Genomic DNA, 21371 nt, shown 5'->3' with positions numbered 1-21371 from the left:
TGTTGCCTCCATCAGACTCAATCACCCCTTGGCAAAATCCGTCGCACCGCAATCGTTGCGGCCTTGATCGGTGCGCTCAGAGTACGGAGAAGAGCGAAAATGCAGCTCCACGGCGAACCCGAGTTGGAGGCCAGCCAGGCCGCGGTGGCAAAATCGCCACCTCACAAACGGAATTCCGCGGCAACCCGCAAGGTAACCGTCCGGATCACCGAGAAGATTCACGAGCAACTCGAAGCTGCGACTGAACGTCCGGGCGTGGGCAAGAGCATGATCGTGGAGGCTGCGCTTGCACAATTTCTGAATCCGCGCCCTCCAGAAAATGCGGTGCATGACGGTTTTGACGACATACACGCCCGATTCGATTCTCTGGAGCGCAATTTACGGACAATCGCTGAGACGGTCGCGCTGCATGCGCGATATCACCTCGCCGTGATGCCGCCGCTGTCGCAACAGCAACAGCGAGAAGCCTGCCAGCTCGGTGATGAGCGCTTCAAGGTCCTGGCCGAGCAAGTCGATCAGCGGGTTCAGCAGGACCGTTCGCTTATCCAGGAGACGATCGATCGCCTCAATGCGACACGATTTAACGGCTTGAAATCGATAATCGATCAGGATGAGACAGTCGACCTCAAGCCGACAGACACCCCAAACGGCGCCGGTTTGCGAGGCGATGCAAATATAAAGCAGGAATCATCCGCTGCCGCCCAGGAGGGCGGCAGCAATTCCAACTTTCGTCACCTCCCGAACGCCTTCTGCTGGCCGGCATGATCAAGCTGGATACGAAGACGCAATACGAGCGGCGACAAGCACCGAACCGGACGCGGATGAATGTCAACACGTCGATGATCACCTGAGCCGGAAGTGGTGGCGCCTGATCCTGGCCGTCTTCCTCCCATTTGCCGCTGGCTATTATCTTTCCTTCCTCTTCCGAACCATCAACGCCTCCATCTCTCCAGCGCTGGCATCCGAATTTGGACTTGATGCCGCAAAGACCGGGCTGCTCGCATCGGTCTATTTCCTCGTCTTCGCAGGTGTCCAAATTCCCATTGGCGTCCTTCTCGATAGGTATGGACCGCGTCGTGTCCAGGGCGTGTTGCTGGTGATGGCGGCCGGCGGCGCGACCCTGTTCGGGACCGCAACGGGATTTTCGGAGCTTCTGGTTGCGCGCGCCATGATAGGACTTGGGGTTGCAGCCTCATTGATGGCAGGGCTCAAGGCCGTGGTCATCTGGTTTCCCAGGGAGCGTATCGCCCTCGTCAACGGCTGCATGATCATGCTGGGGTCGCTTGGAGCCGTCACCGCAACGGCACCGACCGATTGGGTATTGGATTGGATCGGTTGGCGAGGTCTTTTCGAAGTCCTGACTTTTGCAACGATCGCCGTAGCTGCCTTCACTTACTTTGGCGTACCGGAAAGCTCCAGCAATGAAGCAGCGTCGACGACCTCCCGGCTTACTTTGTGGTCTGTGTATTCCGACGCGCGATTCCTGAGACTTGCGCCACTGTCGGCAGCCTGCATCGGCTCGTCATGGGCCCTGCAATCTCTGTGGGCTGCGCCCTGGCTTACGGATGTGGAAGGGCTTGATCGGCATAGTCTCATGACGCAGCTGTTCATCATGGCTCTCGCAATCAGTTTCGGAGCGTTGCTGCTGGGCGTGATGGCGGATCGTCTGCACAGACGCGGCATAACAGCCGAAGTGCTGTTAGCGGCCATGGCAGGGATGTTCATTGCGGCTGAACTTGCACTTATTTTCCGGGTGCCGATGCCGTCGCTTCTGCCTTGGTGTGTCGTGTCAGTTATGGGAGCCGCGACAGTCCTCAGCTATGCGATCATCGCCGACTATTTTCCGCAAGGACTTGCCGCTCGTGCAAATGGCGCGTTGAACCTTGCACATTTTAGTTCGGCGTTTGCGCTTCAGTACGGCGTCGGACTTGTTGTCGGACAATGGTCACATCAGGACGGTCACTATCCGGCAATCGCCTATCAGTTGGCGTTTGGTCTCAGTGTTGCCTTTCAGGCAGCCGCATTGCTCTGGTTCGCTGTGCCGTGGCTTCGAACGTTGATCGAGCATCTGTACGCGTCGCTTGCGCGGCCATTTGCAGAGCCAAACAGCCAAGCGGCATTTGTCATGGCGCCGGTCGAGGGATTTATCCTCGAGGCTCGTGAGGCGGCGGAATGGTGAACTAACCGGCGTGTGCTAGGCCGCGTACTCATAAGTCGACAGCATCAATCGATGTCCGCTTGTCCCCCAACAGCGACGCAAAAGCGGACGTTGCTCGACTTCCGAGATGGGCCAAGAAGGGATTCATGTACCGGCGCAAACAACTCCCATCCCCCGGAAGATACTCGAGTTAACGGCACTTTCGTGGGGATCCGATACTGGTTCAAAAACAGCTAGAAAACTAGTATTATAGTTGTAATGCGTCCGAGGTTGCGGTATGTGAAAGCATGAATCGCAAGCTCGCCGCGCGCTGCCTAGCCGAATTGGGCAATTTGACCCGACTGGACATTTATCGGCTCTTGGTTCGGGCCGGACCGTCCGGCCTAAACATCACCGATATCCAAACCCGTCTCGACGTGCCGGCCTCCACGCTCGCCTTTCATCTGCGCGGGCTGGTTGGCGCTGGCCTCGTCGCCCAGGAAAAAATCGGGCGAACGGTACTCTGTCGCGCTCAATACGACCGCATGGACGCGATCATGGAGTTCTTGCGCGAGCACTGCTGCGAAGGGTTCGAGGGTGATTTGCCGGCGGCGGCGACGCGCCGGGCGAGTTGAAACGCATGTTGGCGGTGGGCCCACGGTCATCGGCTGTCCACTATGGCTGGATCATACTGGGGGCGGGCACCCTCGGCTCGTTCATGACACTGCCCGGCCAGACGGCAGGCGTCTCGGTTTTCTTCGATCCGATCACTGCCGATCTCGGCATCTCGCGCACTTCGGCCTCGATCGCTTATGCAGTTGGAACGCTGGCGGGGATTCTGCCGGCACCCGTGATCGGCCGCTGGATCGACCGGCGTGGGCCGCGCTTGACGGCTGCCATAATCGCCGGTGGCCTTGCCCTGGCCTGCGTATTCATGGCGACAGTTCAATCCGCAATGATGCTGCTCGTGGGCTTCGCGCTGTTGCGTGGCGCTGCGATCGGCGGCCTTAGCCTTGTCAGCCAGCAGATCGTTAATCTGTGGTTTGTGCGGCGGCGCGGGATTGCCGCCGCGGCGGCCAGTCTCGGACTGGCGGCCGGAGCCATGGTCTTCCCGAAACTCATCGATGTTCTCATCTCACTCTTCGGCTGGCGAGGCGCCTATCTCGGCCTCGCCGGACTCGTCGCACTCACCATTCTGCCGGTTGCTGCCGCGCTGTTTCGGGATCGGCCGGAAAAGTTCGGCCTAAGCACGGACGCCGGGCTGCCACTGGCCGCAGAAGAACCACGCGAGGAGCCTTCATTCACACGGGAACAAGCGCTTCGCACCGGCGTATTCTGGCTGCTGAGCGCGGCCGGCTTTCTGACCAACGCCATCGGCACCGCGCTATTGCTCAATCACTTCTCAATCATGCAGACGGCCGGCATCACATACGGCGACGCGCTGCTACTGCTGTCGCTTCTTGCCGGTGTTCAGGCTGTTGCCACGCTCGGCACCGGATTTCTGTTGGATCGCCATGAACCCCGACATCTGGTTCCGCTTGCGATGTTGATGCTCGCGTTGGCGACAGCTCTCCCTGCGTTTTGCAGCGGGATCGTCATCAGCGTGCTGTACGCGCTGTGCCTGGGCGGGGCGTACGGCTCGCAGCAAGCCATTAACGCCGCCGGCTACGCGCAGTATTTCGGGCGTGATCATCTTGGCGCGATCAGGGGAGTGTCGTTCATCTTCGGCATTGCCGGCGCGGCATTCGGACCGCTGCCTTTCGCGGCAAGCGTCGATTGGACGGGGAGCTATGCCGCCGTCCTCGCCGGCTGCTGTGTGCTTTGCGTCGTATGTGGGGCCGGAGGATCTGCGGTCAAACGACCATCCTTGTCGGCGAAGTCGATGGTCAATTGCAAGCTGGAAGTAATGCCATGACTGGCGGAGAAACGACCATCGTGGCTGGCATTGAAATTCCTTCGACCGATCCCGTGTTTCTGGCGGTGGTTCTCGGAGTGCATATCCCCTTGGGTATCGCGTGTGTTGCGATCGGTGTAATCGCAATGCTGAGCGAGAAGCGTCGCGGGCGCCATTCGAAGTTCGGAACGACCTATTTCTGGTGCCTGCTGGCGCTCAGCGCTTCGGCGACGTTCCTGTCGCTTATGCGCTGGGACGAAAACTATCACTTGTTCATTCTCGGAGCGTTGTCGTTCGCTTGCGCCTGGTTCGGGCGCTCAGCACTCCGGCATCACTGGCGGTACTGGGTCAGGCTCCATATCGCGGGGATGGACCTATCGTACATCCTGATGCTGGTCGCCTTTTACGTCGACAATGGAAAGCAGCTGCCAATTTGGAAGGACCTGCCTCATTTCATGTACTGGCTGATACCGATGGCCATCGGGGTACCACTTATCGTCCGGGCGCTGCTGTGGCCGCCGTTGGCGCGACCGCGCGCCGGGGTTTCCATTTGATGCGGCAGGCGACGGCATCGCGGATTTATTTGCTGGCTCATTAGGTCGGCTTTGGGTCAACCTCGACAAAACTCGATGTGAGCAAATTGGGCGCGCTTTCGGGCGTATTGCGACCAACGCGCCGCTTTGGCTAGGCAATCGGCTTGCCCGCAAACTTCTGTCTCGTCTGAAGTCCGGATCGACGCTGCTTGCCGACCGCGGCTATGACGCCGATGGATCAGGGAGCTTGCCATGAAGGAGGGCGCATGGGCAAACGTCCCGCCCGAAAGCAATCGCAATGGACCGATCTGCTTCAGCCCTTATCTGTATCGGGCTCGCAACCAGGTCGAGCGGTTCTTCAATAGGATCGAGCAATGTCGTCGGGTCGCGACGCGTTACGACAAGCTGCCGCCAACTACCTAGCCTTCGTCCAACTCGCTTCAGTCAGGCTATGGCTCCGCGCAAACTGGTCCACGCCCTAGATCTCCAAGCCGCGTTTGCGAGGAACGGCGTTGCCTTGGGATTACAAAACTCCCACTCTTTCTTTTTCTACGCCAGGCCGCGAACCCAGCAGCCCGCTTCTTGCGTCGAGACATTCACTGCCCTTTCTAATCAATCCCATCTGAGGTCGCTCGAAGGTGACTTCATTTGTGGGGGCGGTGGTGACAATTCATTCCATTCGACCGGAGGCAATATCTCGCGGCGCGCGCATGTTGCGCACTGCACTTGGCCCTGCGATCGCGCGCTTTCTGGAAGATCCGTCAGTCGTCGAGGTAATGCTGAACCCCGACGGGCGATTGTGGATTGACCGGCTATCGAGCGGTCTGATGGACACCGGCGAAACCCTTTCCGCTCCCGACGGCGAGCGCATCGTACGGCTGGTCGCTCACCACGTGGGTGGCGAAGTTCATGCGGGTGCACCGCGCGTATCGGCCGAACTACCCGAGACTGGCGAACGTTTCGAAGGTCTGTTGCCGCCAGTTGTTGCGGCCCCAGCATTCGCGATCCGCAAGCCGGCCGTCGCTGTCTTTACGCTTGATGACTATGTCACGGCAGGAATCGTGACGTCAAAACAGGCTGAAGCGCTGCGGCAAGCCGTTAGTTCACGCAAGAACATCCTGGTGGCTGGCGGAACGTCGACCGGCAAAACGACGCTCACAAACGCACTGCTCGCCGAAGTCGCCAAGACTTCCGATCGCATCGTTCTCATCGAAGACACAAGAGAACTCCAATGCAGGGCGCCGAACCTTGTGGCTCTGCGGACCAGGGATGGCGTGGTTTCGCTTTCGGATCTCGTGCGCTCATCCCTTCGCTTGCGTCCCGATCGTATTCCAATCGGCGAGGTCCGCGGGGCCGAAGCTCTCGACCTGCTCAAGGCCTGGGGTACCGGGCATCCCGGGGGAATCGGTACCATCCACGCAGGCAGCGCGCTCGGAGCCTTACGCCGGCTCGAACAGCTCATCCAGGAGGCGGTGGTTACGGTACCGCGCGCCCTGATCGCCGAGACCGTGAACGTCATAGCCGTTCTTGCTGGCCGTGGCGCTGATCGCCGCCTTTCCGAACTTGCTCACGTCGCCGGGCTCGGGACGTCGGGCGACTACAGCCTCTCAGCATCAGGAGACCAGTGATGAACTGCCGATCGCCTCTCGGCCGAAGGGCCGTTACGACCGCATCAATTGCGGCCTTCTGCCTGTTCGCTTCGCCGGCCTGGTCCGCAGGCTCGAATATGCCGTGGGAGCAACCGCTCAATCAGATCCTGCAGTCGGTCGAAGGCCCGGTCGCCAAGATCGTCGCCGTTATCATCATCATCGTGACCGGGCTGTCCCTGGCTTTCGGTGACACGTCGGGCGGTTTTCGTCGGCTGGTTCAGATCGTGTTTGGTCTGTCGATCGCGTTTGCCGCATCGAGCTTCTTTCTGTCGTTCTTCTCGTTCGGCGGCGGAGTGGTGATCTGATGGATGAGCAGATCCCAGGGTTTGTTGCGCCCGTGCATCGCGCTTTGACCGAGCCGATCCTGATGGGAGGCGCACCGCGGGCCGTCGCAATCTTAAACGGCACCTTGGCCGCGGCACTGGGCCTCGGTCTGCGCCTTTGGCTTGCCGGTCTCCTGCTCTGGTTCATCGGTCATATGGCGGCCGTCTGGGCCGCGAAACGCGACCCGGAGTTCGTCGAGGTCACGCGCCGGCACATTCGTATCCCTGGTCACCTCTCCACGTGAGTCCTTCCATGATGAATCTTGCCGAATATCGTTCCTCGAATGCGCGCCTGGCCGACTTCCTGCCCTGGGCCGCCCTTGTCGACGAGGGCATTGTCCTTAACAAGGATGGCTCGTTTCAGCGGACGGCAAAATTCCGAGGCCCCGATCTCGACAGCGCGGTACCTGCCGAACTCGTTGCCGTCGCCGGGCGCTTGAACAATGCCTTGCGTCGCCTTGGATCTGGCTGGGCCCTGTTTGTCGAGGCACAACGCCATGCCGCGGGGGCCTATCCTCCGAACACGTTCCCGGATGTCGCATCCGCCTTGGTCGACGCCGAGCGCAGGGCCCAGTTCGAAGAGGCCGGCGCCCATTACGAGTCCAGCTACTATCTGACTTTGGTTTATCTGCCGCCTGCCGAAGGAGCGGCCCTGGCCGAGCGGCTCCTTTACGAGGGCAGCAACCGGCCCGTCGGTGCAGACGCACGTGAGGTGCTGGCCGGGTTTGTCGATCGGACCAACCGTGTCCTGCAGCTCATCGAAAGCTTCATGCCGAAATGTGGCTGGCTCGATGATCAGGAAACGTTGACCTATCTCCACTCGACGATCTCGACCAAGCGTCACCGGGTGCGCGTCCCGGAAATACCCATGTATCTCGACGCGCTGCTTGCCGATCAGCCACTGACCGGCGGTCTTGAGCCGATGCTGGGCACCGCCCATCTGCGGGTGCTGACCGTCGTGGGATTTCCGACCGCAACCGTGCCCGGGATTTTGGATGATCTGAACCGACTGGCATTCCCTTATCGCTGGTCGACCCGGGCGCTCATGCTCGACCGGACCGATGCCGTGAAGCTAGTGACGAGGATTCGGCGCCAGTGGTTTGCCAAACGCAAGTCAGTCGCCGCGATCCTGAAGGAGGTAATGACCAACGAGGCGTCTGCCCTTCTTGATACCGACGCCCACAACAAGGCGATCGATGCCGATGCGGCCCTCCAGGAACTAGGCACCGATCAAATCGGGGAAGCCTTTGTTACGGCGACCGTCACCGTCTGGGACGGAGATCCCCGGGCTGCCGACGAAAAGCTCCGCCTGGTCGAAAAGGTCATCCAGGGGCGCGATTTCACCTGCATGATCGAGACCGTGAATGCGGTCGAAGCCTGGCTCGGCAGCCTGCCGGGCCACGTTTACGCCAACGTCCGCCAGCCCCCGATATCGACCCTCAACCTAGCCCATATGATCCCCCTGTCGGCGGTTTGGGCGGGCGAGGTGAGGGACCATCACCTCAAGGCGCCCCCGCTGTTCTTCGCCAGGACGGAAGGATCCACGCCGTTTCGGTTCTCGCTCCACGTTGGCGATGTCGGGCATACCCTGGTTGTTGGTCCGACCGGGGCGGGCAAGTCGGTGCTCCTGGCGTTGATGGCCCTGCAGTTCCGCCGCTATCCGGACGGACAGGTCTTCGCCTTCGATTTCGGCCGCTCGATGCGCGCGGCGGCGTTGGCCATGGACGGCGACTGGCATGACCTCGGTGGCGCGGTAGCGGGCGAAACGGATGGATTTATGTCCCTGCAGCCGCTGGCTGACATCGATGATGTCTCCGAGCGCGGCTGGGCGGCGCAATGGATCGCCTCGATCTTGTCGCGAGAAAAGATCGACGTCACCCCAGAGACCAAGGATCATGTCTGGACTGCGCTGACCTCGCTGGCGTCGGCTCCGCACGAGGAGCGCACCCTCACTGGCCTCTCGGTTCTCCTCCAATCGAATATCCTGAAGCGGGCGCTCCAGCCCTATTGCCTCGGTGGTCCCTATGACCGGCTGCTCGATGCGGAGAACGAGCACCTCGGTAGCTCATCGGTCCAGGTCTTTGAGACCGATGGATTGATTGGAACCGCCGTTGCGCCGGCAGTGCTGGCTTATCTATTCCATCGGATCGAAGGCCGCTTCGACGGGCGTCCAACGCTGCTCATCATCGACGAAGGCTGGCTCGCGCTTGATGATGCGGACTTTGCCGGCAAGCTCCGGGAGTGGCTAAAAACCCTTCGCAAGAAGAATGCGTCGGTGGTGTTTGCGACCCAATCGCTTGCGGACATCGATGGCTCGGCAATCGCGCCGGCCATCATAGAAAGTTGTCCGACCCGGATTCTGCTGCCCAACGATCGCGCGATCGAGCCGCAGATCATGACGATCTACCGGCGATTTGGGCTCAATGACCGGCAAATCGAAATCCTGGCGCGGGCGATTCCCAAGCGAGACTACTACTGCCAGTCACGCCGGGGCGATCTGGGCGGCGGCGATCAAGGTGAGACCTTAGCGACAATCAGGATGAGACTGCGCCGATGGGGGCGGACCGAAGGGAGGGCGTAGCCCGACCGGAGGTCCGTCCCCATCGGCGTCGCGCGTTTTTGGACTCGTCTGGCGGCCGGGTGCGGCTGGTGCAAGCTGTTGATTCGTCTCGACAAGAGGGAATCGACGCCTTGCCTGGCCTTCACATCACCGACCACCAGATGAGGCTGTACATGAACTACCGACGGACATTGTCCCCCGAGGCCGCTGCGGCTAAGGCGGGGTTCTCGAAAGCAACTGCGTATCGGATCGAGGACGATTCGCGCCTGCCATCGCAGAAGAAGGCACCGAGGAGCCGGCGCCGGTCCGATCCGCTCGCTCCGTATTGGGACGCCGAGATCGTCCCGATCCTGAAGGCCGCGCCCGGTATCCGCGTGATCGGCGTGCTGGACGAGTTGCGCCGACGGCATCCCGACCTCAATCCGAACATCCGACGCACGCTGGAGCGGCGCATCAATGCCTGGCGGGCGCTCCACGGCCCCGAACAGGACGTGATCTTCCGCCAGGAGCACGCGCCCGGCCGTCTGGGTCTGTCCGACTTCACCGACATGAGCGTGCTCGGCGTTGCCATCGCGGGTGAGGCGCTCGATCACCGGCTCTATCACTTCCGGCTGGCGTTCTCCGGCTTCGAGCATGCCCATGTCGTGCTCGGCGGCGAAAGCTTCGTCGCCCTGGCCGAGGGCTTGCAGAACGCCCTGTGGGCGCTCGGCGGCGTGCCGCGGGAGCATCGCAGCGACAGCCTGTCGGCGGCGTTCCGCAATCTGGCGGCCGACGCGCGGGAGGATCTGACACAGCGCTACGCCGCGCTGATGGGGCACTATGGCATGGCGCCAACGCGCAACAATGCGGGCATCGCGCACGAGAACGGCTCGATCGAGAGTGCACACGGCCATCTCAAGCGGGCGCTGGAAGATGCGCTGTTGCTGCGGGGTACGCGCGACTTCGCCAGTCTCGATGCCTACCGGGCCTTTGTCGACGAGATTGTCGGCCGGCGCAACGCCAACCTCGCCAAGCGGATCGCGCTCGAGAAGGAAGCGCTGGCGCCGCTGCCGAAAGGCCGCACGACCGACTTCGAGGAGAAGGTGATCCCGGTGACGTCGTCGGGCGGCTTCATTTTGAGACGCGTGTTCTACACCGTGCCTTCAAGACTGATTGGCCATCGCCTGCGTGTGCGCATCTTCGACGACCGGCTCGAATGCTTCCTCGGCGTCACGCCGGTCGTGACGCTGCGGCGCGGGCGGCCTGTGTCGGAGAGCCAGGGCGGGCATGTCGTCGATTACCGGCACGTCATCCATGCTCTGCGCCGCAAGCCGATGGCGCTCGTCAGCCTCGTTTATCGCGACCAGCTCTTCCCGCGCGCGGCTTACAAACGTCTGTTCGAGACCTTGCGGGAACACGGTGATGACCGGCGCGCCTGCAAGGTGACGGTCGAGCTTCTGGCGCTGGCCCACGAGCGAGCGTGCGAGGCCGAGCTCGCCAAGGCGATCACGATCGACCTCGATGCCGGACAGTTACCCGATCTTGCGGCATTGCGCGATCGCTTCCGACCCGAGGCGGCTTCGATTCCGAGTGTTGCCGTCAAGCTGGCGCCGCTCGACGTCTACGATGAGCTGGCTTCCGTCATCGTGTCGGCCCACTCCAGCCAGGGAGAGGCGGCATGACCAGCATAGCAACGTCCATCGATGCCGCCCGCGTCGAGCTGCTGCTCAATGAGCTGCGCCTGCCCGGCGTCAAGGCGATCTGGCCGAAGCTCGCCGCACAGTCGGACAAGGAAGGATGGCCTGCCGCCCGCTTCCTCGCGGCCCTTGCCGAGCACGAGGCTGCGGATCGCACCCGCCGTCGCATTGAGCGACACATGGCGGAAGCGCGTTTGCCTGCCGGCAAGACGCTCGCCACGTTCGACTTCGAGAGCGTGCCGATGCTGTCAAAGGCACAGGCGATGGCGCTCGCCGCCGGCGACGTCTGGTTGAAGACCGGCGCCAATCTGTTGCTGTTCGGTCCACCCGGCGGAGGCAAGACCCATCTCGGCGCAGCGATCGGCCTCGCTCTCGTCGAGGGCGGCTGGCGCGTGCTCTTCGCGCGCACTACCGATCTGGTGCAGCGGCTGCAGGTAGCGCGGCGCGAGCTGGCGCTGGAGTCCGCGATCGCCAAACTTGACCGCTACGATCTCCTGATCCTCGACGACATCACATATGTGAGCAAGGATCAGGCGGAAACCAGCGTGCTGTTCGAGCTGATCGCCTCCCGCTACGAGCGACGCTCGCTGCTGATCACGGCCAATCAGCCATTTGGAGAATGGGGGCGTATCTTCCCCGATCAAGCAATGACGCTGGCGGCCGTCGATCGCCTGGTCCACCACGCCACGATCCTCGAGATGAACGTCGAGAGCTACCGTCGAAAAGTTGCCCTCGATCGCAAGCGCGGCCCAGGCCGACCGCCCGTTCACGCCACTCCCGGGCTCGCATCTGCGATGCCAAACGAGCTCGACAAAGCGTGATCGACGCTGGCAGTGCTGCTTGATTGTCGCGCAGCGTCAATCAACGCTTGCCAAGCCGCCGGCCAGCGTCAATTATCTCCTGACTCGGCCGCCTTGTCTCATCTTGATTGACGCGCCGCTCTCATCCTGATTGTCGCGCCATAGCGATCGCCTGTTCGAACTCGGACTTGGCGAGGTAGCGCTTGCCCTCACCGCCGCTTCCTCCAAAGCCGACCAGGCCCTGATCGAGCAGGTGTTGGCTGAACATGGCTGCGAAAGCTTCGTGAGTGGATGGCTGAAGGCCCGCGACGTCGCTTGGGCGACCGATCTCATCCCACACCTCGCTGAACTGGAGGCTTCTAAATGAACCGCTTCCGTCGTTTTGCTGTCGCTGGCGTGGTCGCACTTGCAGTGCTCGTCGGTCCCAATCCGGCCTTCGCGCAGTTGGTTGTGTTTGATCCCAACAACTATGCCCAGAACGTTCTGACCGCCGCTCGAGCCCTGCAGCAGATCAACAACCAGATCACATCGCTGCAAAATCAGGCGCAGATGCTGGTCAATCAGGCCAGGAATCTCGCGAGCTTGCCCTATTCGTCACTGCAGCAGTTGGAGCAGTCAATCCAGCGTACGCAGCAACTGCTCGCCCAAGCCCAGCGCATCTCTTTCGACATCCAGCAAATCGATCGCGCGTTCTCCACCACGTACGCGCCGGCATCTCCCGACGCCACGGACCAGGCGCTGATCGCGAATGCGCAGGTCCGTTGGCAAAACTCGGTTGCAGGCTTTCAAGATGCCATGCGGGTGCAGGCTACGGTGGTCAGTAATCTCGACACCAATCGCGCCCAGATGTCGACGCTCGTCACCGCCAGCCAGGGCGCGACCGGCGCCCTGCAAGCGAGCCAGGCTGCCAATCAGCTTCTTGCGCTGCAGGCACAACAGCTTGCCGATCTCACGGCAACAGTCGCCGCTCAAGGACGCGCCCAAAACCTGGAATCTGCCCAGCGAACGGCCGCTCAGGACCAGGGCAGGGAGCAACTCCGGCGCTTCCTGACGCAGAGCCGAGGTTACCAGCCCACAATAGTGCAGATGTTCCACCAATGAGTGATTTCAGGGCGTTCAAGGCGCTGTCTCTCGGCGTGACAATCTTTGTCGTCGTGCTCGCTGCTGCTTGCACCATCCACCTGCGTGACGACGACAATCAGCCTCAGCCTGCCTCTTCGGTCGTCCGAGAAGGCGATCCCCAGACAGCCGAGCTCGAGCGATGTCGTTCAGTTGGATACGAGCAAAAAGACAGACTTGCCGAATGCCGAAAGGTTTGGGCGGAACAGCGCCGCCACTTCCTAAGGCAGAACATCGACACTCCGCGCAATCCCGCCCGGCCCGATCCAGACGCCACACCGCCTGCGTCCGTCAAGGATCAGAGCCGTTTGCCGCCCGGTTTGTTTCCGGCACCTCAGCCGACGGAGCGATAGATGGGTGGTACAGGCATCATCGACCAGTTTCTGGAAACATTCACCCGCTATATCGACTCTGGCTTCGGCCTGGTGGGAAATGAGGTCGGACATCTCGCGTCCACGCTTGTTGCCATCGACATCACGCTGGCGGGATTGTTCTGGGTCTGGAGCTCCGATGAGGACATGATCGCTCGGCTGGTCAAGAAGACCTTGTTTGTCGGCGTCTTCGCTTTCCTCATCGGGAACTGGAATGGCCTGGCCCGCATCGTCTTCGAGAGCTTTGCCAGTCTGGGGTTGAGGGCCTCTGGCACGGGCTTGTCGTCCGCAGATTTCTTGAGGCCAGGACGGATCGCCCAGGTCGGCCTGGATGCCGGACGGCCGATCCTTGAATCGATTTCGGGGCTGATGGGCTACGTCAGCTTCTTCGAGAATTTTGTACAGATCGTGGTGCTGCTGTTTGCCTGGATCGTCGTGCTGCTGACGTTCTTCATCCTCGCCATCCAGCTCTTTATCACCTTGATCGAGTTCAAGCTGACGACCCTGGCCGGTTTCGTGCTGATTCCGTTCGGCCTGTTTGGGAAGACCGCCTTCGCAGCCGAGCGCGTACTCGGAAACGTCATCTCGTCCGGCGTCAAGGTATTGGTGCTTGCCGTCATCGTTGGGATCGGATCGACCCTGTTCTCCCAGTTCACCTCGGGGTCCGGCGGTAACCAGCCGACTATCGAAAATGCGATGGCACTGGTGCTCGCGGCCCTCTCGTTGCTTGGCCTCGGTATCTTCGGGCCGGGAATTGCCAACGGCATTGTATCTGGCGGTCCGCAACTTGGGGCCGGTGCGGCCGTCGGAACCACGATGGCCGCAGGTGGTGTGGTTGCCGCCGGAGCAGCACTCGCAGCAGGCGGGGCTGCTCTCACCGGCAGCATGGTTGGAGGCGCGGCGAGGGGAGGCAGCGCGCTCATAGGCGGCGCGGCATCCGCCTTTCGGACGGGCGCGCAGACCGGGGAGGCGGGCGCCACTTCGGCAGCGAGTCCCCTGCGATCGCTGGCCGCCCGCTTTGGCAGATCAAATGCCGCGGGCGATGAAGCCGGCGGCGCGGATGCGTCATCTGGAGGCGCACCCGCCTGGGTTCGCCGCATGAAACGTGGACAGGCTGTCAGTCATGGTGTCTCGGCGACGACGCAGGCGCTGCGGTCCGGGGATCGCGGCGGAGGTGGGGCCTCCGTCGATCTCAAGGATTCAGAGCGCTGAGGTCAGCACCGTCGGAGCACCTCTCAGAACTCTTCAAACGTACCAAACGCTACTCACGCCCGATTTCTCGTACGTCGAGGTCAACATGTTCAAACGATCGGCCGTTCATTATGGCCGCACACCTCAGCCGGTTACGCCTTACCAAAAAGCCGCGCAGGTTTGGGATGACCGGATCGGCTCGGCGCGTGTCCAGGCCAGGAATTGGCGCTTGATGGCCTTTGGTTGTCTGTTCCTCTCTGCCGGCTTCGCCGCTGCTCTCGTCTGGCAGTCAGCACAGGGGTCCATTACGCCTTGGGTCGTTGAAGTCGATCGCCTCGGCGAAGCAAAGGCGGTCGCGCCAGCAAATTCGACCTACAAGGCAACCGACCCGCAAATTGGCTTCCATCTCGCCCGCTTCATCGAACATGTCCGCGGCCTCCCGATGGACGCCATCGTGCTACGCGAGGATTGGCTTCGGGCGTATGATTTCACGACCGATCGCGGTGCCGCCGCGCTGAACGACTACGCCCGCAACAACGATCCCTTCACAAAAGTCGGGAAGATCCAGGTCGCCGTCGAAGTATCCAGTGTCATCAGAGCTTCGCCCGACAGCTTCCGTATCGCCTGGATCGAACGCCGCTACGAGAATGGTCAGCTTGCCGCGACCGAGCGGTGGAGCGCCATCGTCAGCGTTGTCGTGGAACCGCCGCGCGACATCGATCGGCTGCGCAAGAACCCTCTCGGCATCTACGTCAACGCCATCAACTGGTCCAAGGAGTTTTGACAGTGATGCCGACAAATCAACGTTCACTGCGAATGAAAACGGGGAGTGGATTTCCGGCTCTCCTGATTTGCGCCTGTGCCCTTGCTGGGTGCACGACATTCAAGCCGCCGCAGATCAGCTATGACGACGAAATCCCGCCGCTGCCCAGTCAACCGGCGCTTGCAGACGATCGGCCGCGCTCCCTTCACGTCCCACCCGCTTGGACGCCGGCACGGGGCGGCAAGGAGAAGGAAGCCGAAGCCCCCGTTGAACGGATCGAAAGCGCCAACGATGCGGCCCGCGTACAGCCTCGGAAGGCGGGGTATTTCAACGCTGTGCAGGTGTTTCCATATAGCCCAGGCGCGCTCTATCAAATCTATGCGGCGCCAGGACAGATCACGGACATTGCCTTGGAGCCAGGTGAGAAATTGATCGGCTCCGGACCCATCTCCGCGGGCGACACGGTGCGCTGGGTGGTCGGAGATACCGAGAGCGGCAGCGGTGACATCCGGCGGGTCCATATCATGGTCAAGCCGACACGAGCGGCCATCGAAACCAACCTCGTTCTCAACACCGATCGGCGGACGTATCTGATCGAGCTGCGCTCGCGTGAAAAATCATACATGCCATCGGTCTCCTGGTTCTATCCTGAAGACCGAGCCGCGCGCGGTCGTGCGCTTCCGCCAAAACCCTTCATTCCGGATCCTGCCCAACGGCGCTATCGATACACCTTCGAGGGCGACAATCCTCCCTGGCGCCCCGTCAGCGCCTTTGACGATGGCCGCAAGGTCTACATCGAGTTCTCGCCGGGCATCGGGCAGGGCGAAATGCCTCCGCTGTTCGTCATTAACTCCGACGGCAAGCCGGGTCTCGTCAACTACCGGGCATTCGGCAACGTCCTGATTGTCGACCGGTTGTTCGCGGCCGCCGAACTGCGGCTGGGGGGCGAGGAACAGCAAAAGGTCCGCATCATCAGAACCGATGGGAGATCTTGATGAGCAACACCGAACAGGAGGCCACAAACCGGACGGGTGCTCCGCCGGCGCTCGAGACAGAAACGAGTTCTTTTCGGTTGCGGCCGGAGCGCCCGCACGTCACGCGGCTCTCGCGCAAAGCACTGATCGGGGGCACGGCGCTGGTGCTGATCCTCTTGACCGCTGCCGTTTTCCTGGCGCTGCAAACACGCGAGAAGCGGGCTCCCGCCCCGGACGAACTCTACTCAACCGATCACCACAATGTGGCGGACAAGCTTGCGAGCTTGCCAAAGGACTACGGTTCAATTCCCCCGGACGTGCCACGACTAGGGCCGCCTTTGCCAGGTGATCTAGGCCGTCCAATTGTCGCGGCACAGGCCCAAAACGGCCCGCTAGCGGTTGACGCCGAGCAACAACGAGCAAGCCAGGAAAGTGAAGCTGCACGAACCAGCAAAGTTTTTGCCAATACGGTGACCCGACCATCGCCTGGCCAAGCGGCGCCAGCCGAGACCTCGCCAACGGGAGCCACTTCAACTGACGACGCATTTGCCCAGAACGGTCAAGACCGTAAACTCGCGTTCGTCAATGCTTTGATCGATCGACGCACCACTAGTCCTGACCGTTTGGCCAAGCCGGCTTCGCCATTCGTAATTCAGGCCGGGACCATCATTCCGGCGGCACTCATCACTGGGATCCGCTCCGATTTGCCGGGCCAGATCATCGCGCAGGTAACCGAAAATATTTTTGACACGCCGACCGGTCGGGCTCGTCTTGTCCCGCAGGGAGCGCGCTTGATCGGTCTCTATGATAGCCGAGTATCGTTTGGACAGTCGCGCGTCCTTCTGGTCTGGACGAGGCTGATCATGCCGAATGGTCGCTCTATCGTACTCGAAAGACAGACGGGGGCAGACACCGCGGGGTATTCCGGCCTTGAGGATGAGGTCGACAACCATTGGAAGGAGTTGCTCGGAGCAGCGGCCTTATCGACATTACTCGGTGTGGGTTCAGAGCTTGGATCTGGCGCCGACGCTGGATCCAGCACGGCCGTTCTTCAGGCGCTCCGGCATGGGGCCGCCAATTCTCTCAATCAGACCGGACAGCAAGTGGTCCGACGGAACCTCAACATTCAACCGACGCTCACAATCCGGCCAGGTTTCCCTGTGCGTGTCATCGTCAACCGTGACTTGATGCTTGAGCCATACAAAGGATAGGGAGTACACATGGCGAAACTCAAGCTCGGTGCCATCGCGGACGATAAACCCGTGAAGTTGACGATCGAACTTCCGGCAGCCGTACATCGCGATCTGCTTGCTTACGCTGAAATCCTCGCGCGCGAGAGCGGCCAGTCTGCGTATGATCCGGTAAAGCTGATCGCACCAATGTTGGCGCGATTCATGGCGACGGATCGCGCTTTTGCAAGATCACGAAAGACGCCTTACGGAGCCACCGGACCGAGGGGATAGCGCTCGCCAAGCAATTTCAGGAGGTTTTGGAGAGCAGGGTTTTCGTTGTCCGCTCGCCAAACCGCTGAAAAGCCGATGCGGCTCGACCCCGTTCCGTCGCGCAACTCCCGATAAACTAGACCGGAAAAATTGGCCCCGATATCGGACTCCAGCACGAGACTGATGCCGAACCCCACGGCGATCAAGCTCTTGATGACCCCGCGGCTGACGTCATGACGTTCGATCCGCGGTCGGTCATCGGGAGAGATTAGCTTTGCGTTCAAGAGATCCTCAAGCTCGCGCCCTGGATCGTAGTGGCTGAGCAAAACAGTCTGATTCCGTAGATCCGTCCAGTAGATGACTTCGCGCGCAGCCAAAGGATGCTCACTCGGCAGAACGGCCAGAATTCGTTCACTCCAGAGTGGCGTTGTTTTGCTATCGAGGGCTTGCGGGTCGCCCGTTAGGATGCTCACGTCAATGACACTGTTGCGGAGCGCGGTTGTGAGCCGCGTTCTCGACCTCTCGACGGTTACAAGCTCAACGTGCGGAAAAAGCTTCTTGAAGTCGAGTAATGTTGCGCGCAGATTGCCTGCCGTCAGCGAAGTACAGAACCCGATGACGAGACGACCCGCTTCGCCAGACCCGTGCGCTCTTGTTGATGCAGTCAGCGCCTCGACTTGTTCAAGTATCGAGCGCGTCATGCGCAGAAAGTGACGACCTGCCGGCGTTGCTCGAACGCCACCGCTTGACCGCTCAAAGATGACAACGCCAATCGAGTGCTCAAGGAGCTGGACAGAACGACTGAGTGTCGATTGCTTGATCGACAATGCATGGGCAGCTTGCCGAAAACTCCCGTAATCTTCGGCAGCGATCGCGTGTTGGAGTTGGCTGAAGACAACGGTCAGGCGTCGGCCTCCGACAGGTGGACCGGCAAAATTCGTATCGTCCATATGAGCGACACCTTCATGCTCAAGTTGCGTCGAGTTAGATCGTGCAAAACATTAAGACAATTGTTGGTTGTAAGATGACGCGGCTTGCTCCGTGAACAACCGAGCCACGACGCTCCAAGCAAGGCAGAGTATTGCTCGAATCGGCGAATTGTGAAGCGACCGAGTCTAGAAATCCACGAGCGTTACCCGCAGACAGTTCGGAGAAAATCTCGTCCAACCGTCGTTGCTTGCACCCCGCCGCTGGATCGCTCGAAGTCGGTCATACCGAGTGAATGTTCGAGCTGGCTAATGCAACGGCTAAGCGCGGATTGCCGAAGCATCAAGACTTCGGACACGCGCCGAAAGCTACCGTGACCCGCTGCTGCCACAGCGTATCGAATACTCTGCAGATCAACGTCGGACGTTTGACTAGGACTAGGTTTTCTGTGGGATAATATTCGCTGACCATTCTTGCCGCTACTGAACATTCGTGCCATTAGAGGACGCTTCAACTCACCCACTCTTGCGCTACGGCGGCCTGGTGTCTGCAGCGCTCGGGAGCCCCGAGAAGCTGCCGGTTGAACGCAATGCGCTTGAACCAGTAATGAAGGCCGAGCAGGTCCGTAAATCCGATGCCGCCGTGAATCTCGGTCGCCAGACGGGAGATTTCGCGGCCGGCATCACCTAGATGCGCCTTTGCCTGCAGCGCGGCAACGCGAGCTTCCTCAGGAGACCCATCCTGAGCGTGAGCCGCGTACCACACCAGCGAGCGGCACGGCTCGAGCATGGTGATGATGTCGGCGAGCGTATGCTTGACGGCTTGAAACGAGCCGATCACGCGGTCGAATTGCACCCGCTCCTTGGAATAGAGCAGCGCCTTGTCAAACATGGACTGCGCCGCCCCTAGCGTGTCGGCCGCGAGCATGACGCGGCCAGCGTCGAGCACGGCGGTCGCCGCTGCCTTCGGATCGTTGGCGGCGCCAAGGATCTCAACCCCCGCATCATGCAGTACCAAAGCCGTCAACGGTCGTGTGCGATCAAGACTGCGATGCGTGCTTACGCTGACACCGGGTTCCCCGACCGCGGCGAACAGGCCGGCACGGCCGTCATCAAGGTAGACAATGAAATGCGTCGCGTTTCCGCCATCGAGCACACCCGTTACGCATCCGGACAGCATATTTCCGGCGAGGCGGACAGCCGCCTCGCCGGTCTGCCCCGACATGCCGGCGAACCCGACCCCGATCCGGACTTCGCCGCTTGCGATCCGCGGCAGCCATGCTTTCTGCTGGGCGCGGTCGCCACTGGCAATCAGGGCGAGGGGGGCCATGACCAGCGCAGCCGCGAATGGCGTCGGTGTCGCGTGATATCCAAGCGCCTCCGCGGCAACAGCCGCATCAAGCAGCGAGAGGCCCAGACCCCCAAAGTCCTCGGGGACCATGATGCCCATGATGCCCTGTTCCGTGAGGCCCGACCATAGTTCACCATCGAAGCCCAAGCCGCCCTCCGCGATCTTGCGCAACTTGCTCATGGGCAGTCTTTGGTCCAGAAATCCGCGCAAGGAATCCGCTAGCATCAATTGCTCTTCGCTGAGGCCGAACTCCATGCTTATCCTCTGACGGTTGGCGGGGCGGATTTCGGCTCGCGCGGCAGACCCAGTCCGCGCTCGCCGATGATGTTTTTCTGGATATTCGATGAGCCGCCACCGATGATGAGGCCGATGTCGTACATGTTATCTATCTGCCAGGTGGTGGCTTCGTCGTCTTCCGCCGCTTCGCCGACCGGTTCGTAAGCGAGCCCCGCCGCGCCGAGCACGTCAACGACCAGCGATGACAGCCGATACGCAATCATCGTCCCGTTCAGTTTGACGATCAGGCGTTTGACCCCCGAATCCTCTCCCTTCGCCTGCTCGGTCATTAATCGAAGACCGTGGTATTTCGAGGCCATCACCTCGCCCTGGAGTTTGAGCAATCGCTCGCGATACTCGGGGATGTCGATGAATCGGCAGCCATCGAGCGTCGTTTTTTTCATCAATTCGACAGCCCTCGCCAGACGGTAGGTCAGCTTGTTGGCGTCGCCGAGCAGCATCCGTTCGTACTTCAAGGTGACATTGGCGACATGCCAGCCGTCGCCGCGTCCCATCACAATCTGGTCGGTTGGCACGCGGACATCCGTGAAGAACGTCTCGTTGAACTCGGCGCGGCCGGTCATCGTGACCAATGGGCGCACCTCAATGCCAGGCGCATTCATGGGGACAAGAAGGTAGGACAGCCCATCGTGCTTGCTCTTGTCGAGCTCAGTACGGCAGAGGAGGAACATCATGTCGGCGTAGTGGGCAGAACTCGTCCAGATTTTCTGGCCATTGACGATGAATTGGCTATCCTCGACACGGGCGCTGGTTTTGGCGGCGGCAAGGTCGGAGCCCGAACCGGGCTCCGAATAGCCCTGGCACCAAATGATGTCACCGCGGATGGTAGGCCCGATCCATTGAATGCACTGCTCCTTCGTTCCGACCTCGAGCAATGTCGGCACCAGCATGGAAATGCCCTGGTTCATGATGCCCGGAGACACGCCCGCGTTCGAGAATTCTTCGGCGATGATCGCCAATTCCAGGATGTCGACCGGCAGGCCGAAGCCGCCATATTCGCGGGGAATGTTGCGGGCAAAATAACCGCGCTCCAGCAGAAGCTTCTGCCAATCCAGGGCTCGCGCGTCAGGCCGCTTCCGTCCGCCCCCCGTTTTCGGCGAAAGGTGGCCGTATTTCTTTACGAAGCCGCGCGCTTCCTCCTGGAGGGCGCGATGTCGGGCGCTGTAGCGGAGGTCCATAGAGACGCTCTTTCCCAGGCGCGGTTTGTGCCTGTTACTCTACACGGAAAGGACTAGCCACGGTCGATTGACCGCGCTACGGATTAAATCTAACATCTGTTCGAAATAGTCGTGCCTTGGGCGGCCGGCGTCAAGTAGAAAGCTTGAATGATTGTTCCGTCGTCACGGAAATCGTTCAGGGGTTGCG

The 21371-nt window shown here is 61.0% G+C and carries 22 protein-coding genes and 2 pseudogenes; 20 read left to right on the top strand and 4 right to left on the bottom strand.

Annotated elements, in window-relative coordinates; genetic code table 11:
- The first annotated feature begins 99 nt into the window (after positions 1 to 99).
- From AX729_RS22815 to AX729_RS22725, 20 genes and pseudogenes are all read left to right on the top strand, one after another.
- The gene (locus AX729_RS22815; RefSeq protein WP_021075724.1) at positions 100 to 765 is read left to right on the top strand and encodes a hypothetical protein; all 666 of its coding nucleotides are present in this window, start codon (positions 100 to 102) and stop codon (positions 763 to 765) included.
- 82 nt (positions 766 to 847) lie between these two features.
- Complete coding sequence (locus AX729_RS22810; protein WP_082770515.1) at positions 848 to 2179, top strand: MFS transporter; 1332 nt, start codon at positions 848 to 850, stop codon at positions 2177 to 2179.
- Between the two features lie 266 nt (positions 2180 to 2445).
- Positions 2446 to 2772, top strand: a complete 327-nt coding sequence (locus tag AX729_RS22805; protein WP_061026549.1) for an ArsR/SmtB family transcription factor — start codon at positions 2446 to 2448, stop codon at positions 2770 to 2772.
- Between the two features lie 5 nt (positions 2773 to 2777).
- The gene (locus tag AX729_RS22800; protein WP_082770514.1) at positions 2778 to 4052 is read left to right on the top strand and encodes an MFS transporter; all 1275 of its coding nucleotides are present in this window, start codon (positions 2778 to 2780) and stop codon (positions 4050 to 4052) included.
- Entirely contained in the window at positions 4049 to 4585 is a 537-nt protein-coding gene (locus tag AX729_RS22795) for a hypothetical protein (protein WP_061026547.1), read from the top strand. Before AX729_RS22800 ends, AX729_RS22795 begins: the two co-directional genes overlap by 4 nt.
- A gap of 139 nt (positions 4586 to 4724) precedes the next feature.
- A pseudogene (locus AX729_RS41835) lies at positions 4725 to 5046 on the top strand (transposase); the annotation flags it as partial.
- Positions 5047 to 5274: 228 nt separating this feature from the next.
- Positions 5275 to 6192 carry a P-type conjugative transfer ATPase TrbB gene (trbB, locus tag AX729_RS22785; RefSeq protein WP_082770513.1) on the top strand — a complete coding sequence of 306 codons (918 nt, stop codon included), beginning with the start codon at positions 5275 to 5277 and terminating at the stop codon, positions 6190 to 6192.
- The gene (locus tag AX729_RS22780) at positions 6192 to 6518 is read left to right on the top strand and encodes a TrbC/VirB2 family type IV secretion system protein (RefSeq protein ID WP_021075728.1); all 327 of its coding nucleotides are present in this window, start codon (positions 6192 to 6194) and stop codon (positions 6516 to 6518) included. Before trbB ends, AX729_RS22780 begins: the two co-directional genes overlap by 1 nt.
- Positions 6518 to 6781 (top strand): VirB3 family type IV secretion system protein, encoded by a 264-nt coding sequence (locus AX729_RS22775; protein ID WP_021075729.1) that lies wholly within the window; start codon positions 6518 to 6520, stop codon positions 6779 to 6781. The genes AX729_RS22780 and AX729_RS22775 overlap by 1 nt, the downstream gene beginning before the upstream one ends.
- A gap of 8 nt (positions 6782 to 6789) precedes the next feature.
- The gene (gene trbE, locus AX729_RS22770; RefSeq protein ID WP_082770512.1) at positions 6790 to 9117 is read left to right on the top strand and encodes a conjugal transfer protein TrbE; all 2328 of its coding nucleotides are present in this window, start codon (positions 6790 to 6792) and stop codon (positions 9115 to 9117) included.
- Positions 9118 to 9227: 110 nt separating this feature from the next.
- On the top strand, positions 9228 to 10757 hold the full coding sequence (gene istA / locus AX729_RS22765) for an IS21 family transposase (RefSeq protein WP_061026546.1): 1530 nt from the start codon (positions 9228 to 9230) through the stop codon (positions 10755 to 10757).
- On the top strand, positions 10754 to 11593 hold the full coding sequence (istB, locus tag AX729_RS22760) for an IS21-like element helper ATPase IstB (protein WP_061026545.1): 840 nt from the start codon (positions 10754 to 10756) through the stop codon (positions 11591 to 11593). The genes istA and istB overlap by 4 nt, the downstream gene beginning before the upstream one ends.
- A gap of 133 nt (positions 11594 to 11726) precedes the next feature.
- Positions 11727 to 11939, top strand: a pseudogene (locus AX729_RS41830) (hypothetical protein); the annotation flags it as partial.
- Positions 11936 to 12673 carry a P-type conjugative transfer protein TrbJ gene (gene trbJ / locus AX729_RS22750; protein WP_061026543.1) on the top strand — a complete coding sequence of 246 codons (738 nt, stop codon included), beginning with the start codon at positions 11936 to 11938 and terminating at the stop codon, positions 12671 to 12673. The pseudogene AX729_RS41830 and the gene trbJ, both read left to right, overlap by 4 nt.
- Complete coding sequence (gene trbK-alt, locus AX729_RS38845) at positions 12670 to 13044, top strand: putative entry exclusion protein TrbK-alt (RefSeq protein WP_082770511.1); 375 nt, start codon at positions 12670 to 12672, stop codon at positions 13042 to 13044. The genes trbJ and trbK-alt overlap by 4 nt, the downstream gene beginning before the upstream one ends.
- A complete protein-coding gene (gene trbL, locus AX729_RS22745) occupies positions 13045 to 14274 on the top strand; it encodes a P-type conjugative transfer protein TrbL (RefSeq protein WP_021075732.1) in 1230 nt (409 codons plus the stop codon).
- An 85-nt stretch (positions 14275 to 14359) separates the two neighbouring features.
- The gene (trbF, locus tag AX729_RS22740; RefSeq protein ID WP_021075733.1) at positions 14360 to 15037 is read left to right on the top strand and encodes a conjugal transfer protein TrbF; all 678 of its coding nucleotides are present in this window, start codon (positions 14360 to 14362) and stop codon (positions 15035 to 15037) included.
- Between the two features lie 32 nt (positions 15038 to 15069).
- On the top strand, positions 15070 to 16011 hold the full coding sequence (gene trbG, locus AX729_RS22735) for a P-type conjugative transfer protein TrbG (RefSeq protein WP_409865579.1): 942 nt from the start codon (positions 15070 to 15072) through the stop codon (positions 16009 to 16011).
- On the top strand, positions 16011 to 17201 hold the full coding sequence (locus tag AX729_RS22730; protein ID WP_021075735.1) for a TraB/TrbI/VirB10 family type IV secretion system protein: 1191 nt from the start codon (positions 16011 to 16013) through the stop codon (positions 17199 to 17201). The genes trbG and AX729_RS22730 overlap by 1 nt, the downstream gene beginning before the upstream one ends.
- 9 nt (positions 17202 to 17210) lie before the next feature.
- Positions 17211 to 17453, top strand: coding sequence for a DUF2274 domain-containing protein (locus AX729_RS22725; protein WP_021075736.1), 243 nt, complete (start codon positions 17211 to 17213; stop codon positions 17451 to 17453).
- Here the strand turns inward: AX729_RS22725 and AX729_RS22720 are convergent.
- The 4 genes from AX729_RS22720 to AX729_RS22710 form a co-directional block, all read right to left on the bottom strand.
- On the bottom strand, positions 17426 to 18382 hold the full coding sequence (locus AX729_RS22720; protein ID WP_021075737.1) for a LysR family transcriptional regulator: 957 nt from the start codon (positions 18380 to 18382) through the stop codon (positions 17426 to 17428). The genes AX729_RS22725 and AX729_RS22720 overlap by 28 nt on opposite strands.
- A gap of 182 nt (positions 18383 to 18564) precedes the next feature.
- Positions 18565 to 18849, bottom strand: coding sequence for a LysR family transcriptional regulator (locus tag AX729_RS38840; RefSeq protein WP_156457153.1), 285 nt, complete (start codon positions 18847 to 18849; stop codon positions 18565 to 18567).
- A 20-nt stretch (positions 18850 to 18869) separates the two neighbouring features.
- Entirely contained in the window at positions 18870 to 19964 is a 1095-nt protein-coding gene (locus tag AX729_RS22715) for an acyl-CoA dehydrogenase family protein (protein WP_021075738.1), read from the bottom strand.
- A 2-nt stretch (positions 19965 to 19966) separates the two neighbouring features.
- Positions 19967 to 21184 (bottom strand): acyl-CoA dehydrogenase family protein, encoded by a 1218-nt coding sequence (locus AX729_RS22710; RefSeq protein WP_021075739.1) that lies wholly within the window; start codon positions 21182 to 21184, stop codon positions 19967 to 19969.
- Positions 21185 to 21371 lie beyond the last annotated feature (187 nt).

This window comes from Bradyrhizobium sp. CCH5-F6, from assembly GCF_001556045.1.
Classification (GTDB): Bacteria; Pseudomonadota; Alphaproteobacteria; order Rhizobiales; family Xanthobacteraceae; genus Bradyrhizobium.
The sequence above is the reverse complement of the archived record's forward strand: the minus strand, read 5'-3'. Positions and strand labels throughout refer to the sequence as shown.